The sequence below is a fragment of the Anaerotruncus sp. genome, from assembly GCF_057433415.1.
This window is the reverse complement of the sequence record NZ_DBMDHH010000007.1, coordinates 68255-79326: the sequence shown is the minus strand read 5'-3', so window position 1 is coordinate 79326 and position 11072 is coordinate 68255. Positions and strand designations below refer to the sequence as shown.

The 11072-nt window shown below is 65.1% G+C and carries 15 protein-coding genes; 10 read left to right on the top strand and 5 right to left on the bottom strand.

Translation table 11 applies throughout. The features are described 5' to 3' along the window. Positions 1–184: 184 nt before the first annotated feature. The 7 genes from ACZO3G_RS03620 to ACZO3G_RS03590 all read left to right on the top strand — a co-directional run bounded on the left by ACZO3G_RS03620 (position 185) and on the right by ACZO3G_RS03590 (position 5500). Entirely contained in the window at positions 185–682 is a 498-nt protein-coding gene (locus tag ACZO3G_RS03620) for a DUF4860 domain-containing protein (RefSeq protein ID WP_101552559.1), read from the top strand. Next, positions 679–1149: a hypothetical protein gene (locus ACZO3G_RS03615; RefSeq protein ID WP_276872790.1), complete on the top strand. Its 471-nt coding sequence runs from the start codon at positions 679–681 to the stop codon at positions 1147–1149. The genes ACZO3G_RS03620 and ACZO3G_RS03615 overlap by 4 nt, the downstream gene beginning before the upstream one ends. A 30-nt stretch (positions 1150–1179) precedes the next feature. Then, the gene (locus ACZO3G_RS03610; RefSeq protein WP_276872789.1) at positions 1180–1623 is read left to right on the top strand and encodes a hypothetical protein; all 444 of its coding nucleotides are present in this window, start codon (positions 1180–1182) and stop codon (positions 1621–1623) included. Between the two features lie 24 nt (positions 1624–1647). Next, positions 1648–2715, top strand: coding sequence for a type IV pilus twitching motility protein PilT (locus tag ACZO3G_RS03605; protein ID WP_276872786.1), 1068 nt, complete (start codon positions 1648–1650; stop codon positions 2713–2715). A gap of 284 nt (positions 2716–2999) precedes the next feature. Further along, positions 3000–3362 carry an ArsR/SmtB family transcription factor gene (locus ACZO3G_RS03600; RefSeq protein ID WP_207726213.1) on the top strand — a complete coding sequence of 121 codons (363 nt, stop codon included), beginning with the start codon at positions 3000–3002 and terminating at the stop codon, positions 3360–3362. 24 nt (positions 3363–3386) lie between these two features. Then, positions 3387–3605, top strand: a complete 219-nt coding sequence (locus ACZO3G_RS03595; RefSeq protein ID WP_101552568.1) for a cation transporter — start codon at positions 3387–3389, stop codon at positions 3603–3605. 44 nt (positions 3606–3649) lie between these two features. Beyond that, positions 3650–5500, top strand: coding sequence for a heavy metal translocating P-type ATPase (locus ACZO3G_RS03590; RefSeq protein WP_276874773.1), 1851 nt, complete (start codon positions 3650–3652; stop codon positions 5498–5500). 159 nt (positions 5501–5659) lie between these two features. Here the strand turns inward: ACZO3G_RS03590 and ACZO3G_RS03585 are convergent, their stop codons facing one another. Next, entirely contained in the window at positions 5660–5845 is a 186-nt protein-coding gene (locus ACZO3G_RS03585; RefSeq protein ID WP_276874784.1) for a hypothetical protein, read from the bottom strand. 175 nt (positions 5846–6020) lie between these two features. Here ACZO3G_RS03585 and ACZO3G_RS03580 point away from each other — a divergent pair, with 175 nt between their 5' ends. After that, a complete protein-coding gene (locus ACZO3G_RS03580) occupies positions 6021–6587 on the top strand; it encodes a DUF3795 domain-containing protein (protein ID WP_277138638.1) in 567 nt (188 codons plus the stop codon). A 91-nt stretch (positions 6588–6678) separates the two neighbouring features. Here ACZO3G_RS03580 and ACZO3G_RS03575 read toward each other — a convergent pair whose 3' ends face one another. From ACZO3G_RS03575 to ACZO3G_RS03560, 4 genes are all read right to left on the bottom strand, one after another. After that, positions 6679–6846: a FeoB-associated Cys-rich membrane protein gene (locus ACZO3G_RS03575; protein ID WP_256152621.1), complete on the bottom strand. Its 168-nt coding sequence runs from the start codon at positions 6844–6846 to the stop codon at positions 6679–6681. Positions 6847–6926: 80 nt separating this feature from the next. After that, entirely contained in the window at positions 6927–9086 is a 2160-nt protein-coding gene (feoB, locus tag ACZO3G_RS03570; protein ID WP_276870599.1) for a ferrous iron transport protein B, read from the bottom strand. Between the two features lie 106 nt (positions 9087–9192). Next, positions 9193–9414 (bottom strand): FeoA family protein, encoded by a 222-nt coding sequence (locus ACZO3G_RS03565; protein WP_101552579.1) that lies wholly within the window; start codon positions 9412–9414, stop codon positions 9193–9195. A gap of 11 nt (positions 9415–9425) precedes the next feature. After that, positions 9426–9635: a FeoA family protein gene (locus tag ACZO3G_RS03560; RefSeq protein ID WP_101552581.1), complete on the bottom strand. Its 210-nt coding sequence runs from the start codon at positions 9633–9635 to the stop codon at positions 9426–9428. 251 nt (positions 9636–9886) lie between these two features. Here ACZO3G_RS03560 and ACZO3G_RS03555 point away from each other — a divergent pair, with 251 nt between their 5' ends. Continuing rightward, positions 9887–10261 (top strand): metal-dependent transcriptional regulator, encoded by a 375-nt coding sequence (locus tag ACZO3G_RS03555; protein ID WP_276870597.1) that lies wholly within the window; start codon positions 9887–9889, stop codon positions 10259–10261. Between the two features lie 319 nt (positions 10262–10580). Next, the gene (locus ACZO3G_RS03550) at positions 10581–10964 is read left to right on the top strand and encodes a metal-dependent transcriptional regulator (RefSeq protein WP_101552585.1); all 384 of its coding nucleotides are present in this window, start codon (positions 10581–10583) and stop codon (positions 10962–10964) included. Positions 10965–11072: the final 108 nt, after the last annotated feature.

Here is an 11072-nt window from a genome sequence, read left to right as displayed (position 1 = left end):
ACTGCTACGCCATCGAAGGGTCCTATCCCCCCAGCCTCGACTATCTTGAGGAGCACTACGGGCTCACGGTCGACAGGGCCCGCTATTCCATTCACTACCACTGCTTCGCATCCAACCTGATGCCGGAGATCGACGTGATTCCCCTGACGAAATAAACCGGGACTTCACGGGAAGGGAGGCCGCCATGAACATCCGTTTTCAGCCGCGCAGGCATGTGATCGACCTGCTGTTCACCCTCGCGCTCTTCTGTGTCTTCGCCGCCTCCGCCCTGCTTGTCGTGCTCATCGGCGCGGACGTCTACGAGTCCTCCGCCCGCGGCATGGACCGCAATTTCGATCTTCAGACCTCCCTGCACTATGTCGCCGCGAAGGTCCGCCAGTGCGACGCGGCGGGCGCGGTGCACGCGGGGGAGCTGGGCGGCGCGCCCGCGCTCATAATCGAACAGGAGTTCGGCGGTGAGGTCTACCGCACCTATCTCTACGCGTGGGAGGGCAGCCTCTGCGAGCTCTTCACCGGCATGGACGACCCCTCCCCCGTCGACGGGACCCCCATTACGAAGGTGCCCGCCTTTGAGGTGGAGCAGGTGAACCCGCGCCTGCTGCGCGTCTCCTGCCCCGATGCGGACGGGCGGGACGCGCAGCTCTATCTCTCGCTGCGCAGCGGCAAGGAGGGTTCGGCATGAGACAGCCCCGCACCCATTCGGGATCGAGCCTCTTTTTGATGGAGCTGATCCTCGCGATCCTCTTTTTCTCGGTCGCAAGCGCGGTCTGCGTGCAGCTCTTCGCACGGGCGCACACGGCGAGCGAGCAGAGCGCCGCGCTCAACCGCGCGGTGCTGGCCGCCGAATCGGCCGCCGAGTCCTTCAAAGGCGCGGACGACCTCGACGAGGCGGTGCGGCTCATGGGCGTGCGCGCCGGGGATACGCCGGGCGTCCTGACCGCCTGGTACGACCGGACGTGGAACCCCTGCGCCGAGCGGGACGCCCGCTACCGCCTGGACATCCTGATCCACGGGCCGGAGGGCGGCGGGTCTCTGCCCGGCAGGCCGGGCGGCCTGTGGGAGGCGGAAATCACCGTCGGCAGGACGGCGGACGGCGTTTCCGAAGAGCTTTACCGCCTGAGCGCGCGGCGGTATCAACCCGCCGCGTGACGGCGGAATAGAATGAAAGGAGGGCGGCAAATGAGCGGACGGCGCAAGACGGGAGGCGTCTTCATCGGCGTCTCCTCCCTGTTGGTCATCTTCATCGTGCTCTGCCTGACGACCTTTGCGGCCCTCTCCCTTACGTCGGCCAACGCCGACCTCAAGATGGCGCGCCGCGCGGCGCAGACGGTGTCCGAATATTACGCCGCCGACAGCCGGGCGGTCGAGCTGCTCGTCCAGGCCGACGCGGCCGTGGAGGCGAATCCCGCGCGGCCGCAGGCCGCGGGGGTCTCCTTCGAGCGCCGGGGCCGGGCGCTCGTCGCCTCCTATACCGTCCCCATCTCCGACGCGCAGGAGCTGCGCGTCGAGGTGCGTTACCCCGGCCCCGGGGGGGCGCGCCACGAAATCCTGCGGTGGCAGGCCGCCTCCGCCCGGGAGTGGCAGGGCGACGAGACCATCGAGCTGTGGGACGGCACCCTCTGAACCATTACACCGGAGGTAATCCAAATGGATATCCTGCATTTCCTTCAGGACGCGGTGGACCGCCGCGCTTCCGACATCTTCATCATTGCCGGGCTGCCGGTGACCTTCAAGGTCAACGGCCAGCTCCTGCGCGCCGACGACGGACGGCTCACCCCCGCCGACTCCCAGGCCCTCATCCAGGGGGCCTACGCGCTCGCGGGCCGGGAGATCGCCATCGTCGAAGGCGGAGGCGACGACGACTTCTCCTTCGCGCTCCAGGGGGTGTCGCGCTTCCGGATCAGCGCATACAAACAACGCGGTTCGCTCGCCGCGGTCATCCGCGTCATCACCTTTGAGCTGCCCAACCCGCATGACCTCGGCATCCCAGACGGGGTGCTCTCCCTCGCGGAGATGCAGAAGGGACTCGTGCTCGTCACCGGCCCGGCCGGGTGCGGCAAATCGACGACGCTCGCCTGCGTGATCGACGCGATCAACAACTCCCGCAGCGCCCACGTCATCACGCTGGAGGACCCCATCGAGTTCCTCCACCGGCACAAGCATTCCATCGTCAGCCAGCGGGAGGTCGCGACCGACACCCAGAGCTATGTGACGGCGCTGCGCGCCGCGCTCCGCCAGTCGCCCGACGTCATCCTGCTCGGCGAGATGCGCGATCACGAGACGATCAGCGTCGCCATGACCGCCGCCGAAACGGGGCACCTCGTCCTGTCGACGCTGCACACGGTCGGCGCGGCCAACACGATCGACCGGGTCATCGACGTCTTCCCGCCCAACCAGCAGCAGCAGGTGCGCGTCCAGCTTTCGATGGTGCTGCGCGCGGTCGTCTCCCAGCAGCTTATCCCCACGGTGGACGGAGGGCTCGTCCCCGCGTTCGAGATCCTGCTCGCCAACGACGCGGTGCGCAACATGATCCGCGAATCCAAGGTGCACCAGATCGGCGGAGTGATCTACTCCTCCTCCTCGCAGGGGATGTGCGACATGGACAGCAGCATCCTGCGGCTCTTCAGCGACGGCGTGATCTCGCGGGAGAACGCGCTGCTCTACAGCACCAACCCCGACGCCCTCGCGCGCAAGCTCGGCGGGACCGGGCGCTGACGCGCCCCGCCGTCCGGCAGGCTTTTTCCCGGCGGCCGTCCCAAAAGGGACGGCCGCTTTTCCGCGCGCGAAAAGCGCGGGACCGGGGCGGAAAACGGCGCCCTGCGGGCGCCCGTGCGAAGGACGCGTCCTTCGCGCGCGGGCGGCTGCGCCGCCCGGTTTTCCGCCCCCGGCGCGCGCCGGCCGGCGGCCTCGCAAAAAAAGGATCGCGCCCCCTATTGACATTTGGCGGCGATGGGATATAATAAACGTATGAACAATAGCTCATATGAAAGGTGATTTGAATGATAGACAAGGACGGCATGGAACGCTGCGACTACATCCACGCGCATGAGGACATCGTAAACGCCGTCAACGCGCAGATGCCCGACGAGGAGATCCTCTACGACCTCGCCGAGCTCTTCAAGGTGTTCGGCGACTCCACCCGCATCAAGATCCTCTACGTGCTCTTTGAGTCGGAGATGTGCGTGTGCGATATCGCACAGCTTCTCAATATGAACCAGTCGGCGATCTCCCACCAGCTGCGGGTGCTCAAGCAGTCCAAGCTGGTCAAATACCGCCGCGACGGCAAAACCGTATTCTATTCCCTGGCAGACGGGCATGTCCGCACCATCCTGGGGCAGGGCATGGAGCACGTCGCCGAATAAATCGACTGAACGGAGGAACCACCCATGAAAAAGACTTTTCGCCTGCGCGACCTCGACTGCGCCAACTGCGCCGCCAAAATGGAAAACGCGATCAACAAGCTCGACGGCGTCCAGAGCGCAACGGTAAGCTTCATGACCCAGCGCCTCACGCTCGAGGCGGACGACGCGCGTTTCGACGAGGTGCTCAAGGAAGCGGTGCGCGTCTGCAGGAAGGTCGAGCCCGACTGCACCGTGCTCGTCTGAGTTCCCTCTCCGCCTTCCCAAATCTTTTTTTGGAGGTCCGCGCCATGTCCAAAAAACAAAGACGGACCCTGGTCCGTCTGATCATCGGCGCGGCGGCCTTCGCCGCCGCGCTCCTCATCCCCCTCGGGGGCGTCTTCCGGCTCGCCCTCTTCCTCGTGCCCTACTTCGTCATCGGCGGCGACGTGCTGCTGCGCGCCCTGCGCAACATCGCGCACGGGCAGGTGTTCGACGAGAACTTCCTGATGGCGGTGGCCACGGTGGGCGCCTTCTGCGTGGGCGAATATCCCGAAGGGGTCGCCGTCATGCTCTTCTACCAGGTGGGCGAGCTCTTCCAGAGCTACGCGGTCGGGCGTTCGCGCCAGTCGATCTCCGCCCTGATGGACATCCGCCCCGACTACGCCAACGTCCGCCGGGAGGGCGAGCTCGTCCGGGTCGACCCCGAGGAGGTCGCCGTCGACGACCTGATTGTCGTGAAGCCGGGCGAACGGGTGCCGCTCGACGGCGTGATCGCCGAGGGCAGCTCCACGCTGGACACCGCCGCGCTCACCGGCGAATCCCTCCCCCGCGACGCAGCGCCCGGCGACGCGGTCATCAGCGGCTGCATCAACCTGAGCGGCCTGCTCACCGTCCGCGTCTCCCGCGTCTACGGGGAATCGACCGTGGCCAAAATCCTCGACCTCGTCGAGAACGCGAGCAGCAAAAAGGCGAAGGCGGAAAACTTCATCACCCGCTTCGCCCGCTGGTATACCCCCGCCGTCGTCATCGGCGCGGCGCTGCTCGCGGTCGTCCCGCCGCTCGTCACGGGCGGTCCCTTCTCGATGTGGATTCACCGCGCGCTCATCTTCCTGGTCATCTCCTGCCCCTGCGCGCTCGTCATCTCGGTGCCGCTCTCCTTTTTCGGCGGCATCGGCGGGGCGTCCAAATGCGGCATCCTCGTCAAGGGCAGCAACTACCTCGAGGCGCTCGCCGGGACCGAAACGGTCGTCTTCGACAAGACCGGCACCCTCACCAAGGGTTCCTTCCGGGTCACGGCGGTGCATCCCGACGAGATCTCCGAGGACCGGCTGCTCGAGCTGGCGGCGCTCGCCGAGAGCTATTCAAGCCACCCGATCGCCCTTTCGCTGCGGGCCGCCTACGGGAAGGAGCCCGACGAAACCCGCGTCTCCGACGTGGAGGAGGTCTCCGGCCGGGGCGTGAAGGCCACGGTCGACGGACGAAAGGTGTGCGCCGGCAACGGGAAGCTGATGGACGAGGCGGGCGCCGTGTGGCACGACTGCCACCTGTCCGGCACGACCGTCCACGTCGCGGTGGACGGGGAGTATGCGGGGCACATCGTGATCTCCGACGAGGTCAAGGAGGACGCCCGCGAGGCGGTCTCCGCCCTGCGCGAGGCGGGCGTGCGCAAAACGGTGATGCTCACCGGGGACGCCGAGCCGGTCGCCGCCCAGGTGGCGAAGGAGCTCGGCCTCGACGAGTACCACGCGGGCCTGCTCCCGGCCGACAAGGTCGACCGGATGGAGCGGCTGCTCGCGGAAAAATCCCCGCGCGGGGTGCTCGCCTTTGTGGGCGACGGCATCAACGATGCGCCCGTCCTCTCCCGCGCCGACATCGGCATCGCGATGGGCGGACTCGGCTCCGACGCGGCCATCGAGGCCGCCGATGTGGTCATCATGGACGACCGCCCCTCCAAGCTCGCTGCGGCGATCAAAATCTCCCGCAGGACGCTTGCCATCGTGCGGCAGAACATCGTCTTCGCGCTCGCCGTCAAGGCGCTTGTGCTTCTGCTCGGCGCGCTCGGCGACGCCAATATGTGGGAGGCCGTCTTTGCCGACGTGGGCGTTTCGGTGATCGCCATCCTCAACGCCACCCGCGCGCTGAACGTCAAAAACCTCTGAGCTTCCCCCTCCTGATTCAAAAGGGCCCGGCGCGGTTTTAAAAAACCGCGCCGGACCCTTTCGCGCGCCGCATGGGAATGAACCAAATCCCCCAAAAACGAATACCATGAAGTAATCATCGTTTTAGGAGGATTTTTTATGAATCATACCGCGGAACCCTTACACTTTTTCCTCGGAGCGAACACGCCGCAGGGGTTCGTTTCGCGTTTTGACCAGCTCGCCGACCCTGCGGGCGGGTGGCGTGAATTCGTCATAAAGGGCGGCCCCGGGACGGGGAAATCCACGCTGATGAAACGCGTCGCCGCGGCCGCCGAGGGCCGCTGCGAACAGATCGAGCTGATCCACTGCTCCTCCGATGCGGACTCGCTCGACGGGGTCATCCTGCACGACGTCAAGACTTCGATTGCTGATGGTACCTCCCCCCACGCGGGCGTTCCCAATATAATCAATTTGACATCGGTCGGCGGGCGCGGTAAACTGACATCGTACGCCCGACACCCGAAACTCGCGAGGTATCCGGATGAAGGATTATCAGCGGCAATATCCCTCTTTTTCCCTCTGCGGCCTCTTCTGCGGCCTCTGCCCCATCCACCATATGGAGAACGGCTGTCCCGGCTGCGGCGGCGGGGACGGCCACCAGCCCTGCGCGGTCATCCGGTGCGGCCGGGAGCACGGCGGGCCCGAATTCTGCTGCGACTGTCCCGCCTACCCCTGCGAGCGCTACCTCGAGCCGCCCCTCTACGACCAGCTCCTGCCCTCCCGGAACGCCCGCCGGGACCTGGACAGGCTGAAGGCGGAGGGCCTGCCCGCCTTCCGCGCGGAGCTCGACGAAAAGACCGCCATCCTGCGGGAACTGCTGGCGCGCTATAACGACGGACGGCGTAAGACCCTCTTCTGCGTCGCCGTGAACCTCCTGCCGCTTTCCGAGGTCCGCCGCGTCATGGAGCGGCTCGCGGCGGAGGAGGCGTCCCCCGGCGGCCCGGGGGACCCGAAGGCCCGGGCCGAGCTGGCCGCGGGCCTCCTCCGGCAGGCCGCGTCGGAAGGCGGGATCGAACTGAAGCTGCATAAAAAGCCCCGGAGAAAATAGCCCAAAGACAGCCGCCCGGACGCGAACGCGTCCGGGCGGCTGTCTTTGGAGGTGATGTGTATGATGTGAGAGGCGTTTTGTATTCACCGCTTCAGCGCCCGTCCGGGCCGGACGGCGCCGTGTGTCCGCAGTGGCAGCCGGAACGGCCCTTGCAGCCAGAGCAGCCGACGCACTCGCCGTTTTTGGCCTTGCGCACCGCGTACCGCACCGCACAGAAGGCCGCCAGCAGGATCACGCCCAAAATCACCCAGGTAACCATAGAGGTCCTCGCTTTCCGCCGCGCCGGGGAGGTCCTCCGCCCTCCCGCGCGGCGGGAGAGGGCGGAGGCGTTTGCCGTCGTCAGGCGCCCGCGCCGACCGTCGCGGGCTTGCGCATCTTCCTATCGGGGTTGTAGCTGCGGAAGAGCAGGTAGAGCAGGGCGGCCACGCAGCAGAGCGCGAGCACCTGCCCGGCCCCGAACGGCACGCCGTAGAAGAACGCTCCGCCGAGCTGGTTGATGATGAAGGCCATGATGTATGCCATACCGGTCATGTAACCGATCGCAAACCAGGTCCATTTCGCGCTCATCATTTCCCTGCGGATCGCGCCGATCGCCGCGAAGCAGGGGGCGCAGGTCAGGTTGAAGACCATGAAGGCCAGGGCGCTCGCGCTCGTCGCGAAGAGGGTCGGCAGGGACGCCAGCAGCGCCGGGTCGTCCTCGCCGACCTCTCCGAGCCCGAACAGCACGCCGAAGGTGCCGACGACGTTCTCCTTCGCCACCAGTCCGGAGACGCTCGCCACGGCCGCCTGCCAGTTGCCGAAGCCCAGCGGGGCGAAGATCGGAGCGATCACGCCGCCAATCGCCGCGAGCATACTCATGTTCTCATCCTCCACCATGCCGAAGCCGCCGGACGTAAATCCGAAGTTCTGGAGGAACCAGATCACGCCGCACGCCACGAAGATGACGGTGCCGGCCTTGATGATGAACGCCTTGCCGCGCTCCCACATGTGGATCAGCACGCCCTTTGGCGCCGGGAAGTGGTACTGCGGAAGCTCCATGACGAAGGGGGCGGGGTCGCCCGCGAACATCTTCGTCTTCTTGAGGATGACGCCCGAGAGGATGACCATGAAGATGCCGAAGAAGTAGGTCGCCGGGGCCATCCAGGTGATCTCCGGGAAGACAGCGCCCGCGATCAGCGCGATGATCGGCAGCTTCGCGCCGCAGGGGATGAAGGTGGTCGTCATGATCGTCATGCGGCGGTCCTTCTCGTTTTCGATCGTGCGGGTCGCCATGATCCCCGGCACGCCGCAGCCGGAGGAAATCAGCATCGGGATGAACGACTTGCCCGAAAGACCGAATTTGCGGAAGATCCGGTCCATGATGAAGGCCACGCGCGCCATATAGCCGCAGTCCTCGAGGATGGAGAGGAAGAAGAAGAGGATGAACATCTGCGGGACGAAGCCGAGCACCGCGCCCACGCCGCCGATGATGCCGTCGACCACGAGGCCGGTGAGCCATTCGGCGGCGCCGGCCGCCTCGAGCCAGCCGCCGACGAGGGGCTGGACCGTCTCCGCGAAGAGGGTGTCGTTGGTCCAGTCGGTCACGATCGTGCCGAGCCAGGAGACGGACACATAGTAGACGACGAACATGACCGCCGCGAAGATCGGCAGGGCCAGCCAGCGGTTGGTGACCACCTTGTCGATTCTGTCCGAGGTGGTCATGCCGGCGTTCTTTTTCTGCACGCAGCTTTTCATCAGCCCGGAGATGTACTGGTACCGCTCGTTGGTGATGATGCTCTCGCTGTCGTCGTCGAACTGCTTCTCGCAGTCGGAAACGATCGTCTCGAGCTCCGCCTTGACGTCCGCGGGGAGCCGGAGCCGTTCAAGCACCCTCGCGTCCCGCTCGAACAGCTTGATGCTGTACCACCGGGCGTTCTCCGCCGGGACGAGGTCCGCGGCCAACTCCCGGATCCGCGCCAACGCGTCCTCCACGGGCCCCGAAAAGGTGTGCTGTGGGCGGGTCATGATCCCCGCCCTCGCCATCTGCACCGCGCGGTCGGCCACCTCTTTCGAGCCGGCGCCCTTGACCGCCGAAGTCTCGATCACCTCGCAGCCGAGCGCCGCCGCCAGCTTGTGGGTGTCGATCCGGTCGCCGTTCTTTTTGACGATATCGATCATGTTCAGCGCGATGATCACCGGGATGCCCATCTCGGTCACCTGGGTGGTCAGGTAGAGGTTGCGCTCGATGTTCGAGGCGTCCACGAGGTTGATGACCACGTCGGGATGCTCGTTCATGATGTAGTCCCGTGTGACGACCTCCTCGAGCGTATAGGGAGAAAGCGAGTAGATGCCGGGAAGGTCGGTCACGATGACGTCCTGATGCCCCCGGAGCTTTCCCTCCTTCTTTTCGACCGTGACGCCCGGCCAGTTGCCCACGTATTGGCTCGAACCGGTCAGGTCGTTGAACATCGTTGTCTTGCCGCAGTTTGGATTGCCTGCGAGCGCAAGCTTGATTGCCATTTCCGTTTACCCCCTCTGCGGGATTCCCCGCTGACTGACATTACACATATTAGCGGAAGCTAACCCATCCGCCGAAAAAACGCGGCTCCGCCGCCGGTCCCGCCATCTATTCGACGAGGATGTTTTCCGCCTCGTTCCTGCGGATGGAGAGCTCGTATCCGCGGATGGTGATCTCCACCGGGTCGCCCAGCGGGGCCACCTTGCGCACATAGACGGGCGTGCCCTTGGTGATGCCCATGTCCATGATCCGCCGCTTGAGCGCGCCTTCGCCGCCCAGCTTGGCGACGGTCACCGTTTCACCGCATTTGACCTCTTTGAGTGTCTTCATACCGATCCTCCTCAAACCATGATTTTGCTTGCCATCGCCTTGCTCAGGGCGATCCGGGTGTCCTTCACATTGACGATCAGGTTGCCGCCCATCTCCGAAACGATCGTGACCTTCCCGCCCTCCACAAAGCCGAGGCTCTCCAGAAAGCGCCGGGTCTCTTCCTTCCCGTGGATCCCCCTGACGGTCGTTTTTTCGCCTGTCCGCGCCATCGTTAACGGCATCTCCACTGTTCTCCCCTCTCTAGGTATCGCTGTGCGGGCGGCGCCCGCCTGGCATATGGTTAGACATTGCTAACCTTTTACGGGCATAGTTTACCATTGCTAACCTATTTTGTCAATCCTTTGACGAAAAAATTTTCCCGCCTTGCGCGAAAAAAGGAACTGTGTTAGAATAAGCGCAGATGAGCGGAAACGAATTTGTGGAGTTCCCACGAATTTGTTTTCTGAGGCTAACAACAGCGAGGGAGATTACCATGCGTATTCAAGAGTCCGCGGAAAATTATCTGGAAGCGATCCTGGTGCTGAAAAAGGAGTCGGGCGCGGTCCGTTCGATCGACGTGGCGCGCCACATGAACTTCACCAAGCCGAGCGTGAGCCGCGCCATGAGCCTCTTCCGCGAGAACGGCTATATCACGATGGATAAAGAGGGCTGGATCGAGCTGACCGACGCGGGCCGCGAAATCGCCGAGCGCATCTACGAACGCCACAGCTGCCTGACCGACTGGCTGACCGCGCTGGGCGTCTCCCCCGAAACCGCCGCGGCGGACGCCTGCCGGATGGAGCACGACATCAGCGAGGAAACCTTCGATAAGCTCCGGGAGCATATCCGGCGGTACGCGGGGAAATGACCCGCCTTCCTCCGGCCGGGGACGGCGGGCGCCGCCTCCAGGTTTTTCATTTCAGGCCCTTGACAAACCGTCTTGCGGCGTGATAAGATAAGCGCAGGTTAGCGGTAGCTAATCGTCGGAACGCGGACGTTTCCGCCTTTTCTTTTCCCCTTCGGTTAGCTTTTGCAAACCGAAGCCGGGCGGCGCGTCCGGCCCGTGCGGCCTCCCGCTTTTTTGCCCGGGAAGCCGGTGTTCCCCATCCACAGCGCACAGCCGCGGCAGACCGCGGCTGTGCGCTTCCTCCTTTCCGGCCAAAGCATCTGCAAAGGAGTGGTATGCCATGCTCTCCCCCGCGTCTATCCGTTACCTGCTCGCGGTCTACGAGCTCTCCGACGGCGGCGCCGCCGTGCGGTCGGTCGATATCGCGAACGCCCTCAAGGTCAGCCGGGCCAGCGTCGTCAAGTGCCTCAAGCGGCTGGCCGGGGAGGGGATGATCCGCAAGGAGCACTACGGCGCCGTGCAGCTCACTCCCGAGGGCGTGCGGGAGTCCAACCGCATCTTCACCGAGTACACCCTGCTCTATGCGTTCTTTTTGCAGCGTCTGGGCGTGCCGCCCGGCTGCGCGCGGCGGGACGCCGTCTCGGCGCTCTGCGCCTTCACCGCGGAAAGCCGGGAGCAGCTGATCCGCCGTGTGCTCGAACCGTCCTTCGCGGAGGAGTCATAGCCGCATCGTATCATTCGGGACGGCGGGGCCGGCGCGGACGCGCCGGCCCCGTTTTCGCATCCGCCGGCGGCATAGGGAGCGTTGTCCGCCTCATAGGCTGTGATGAGG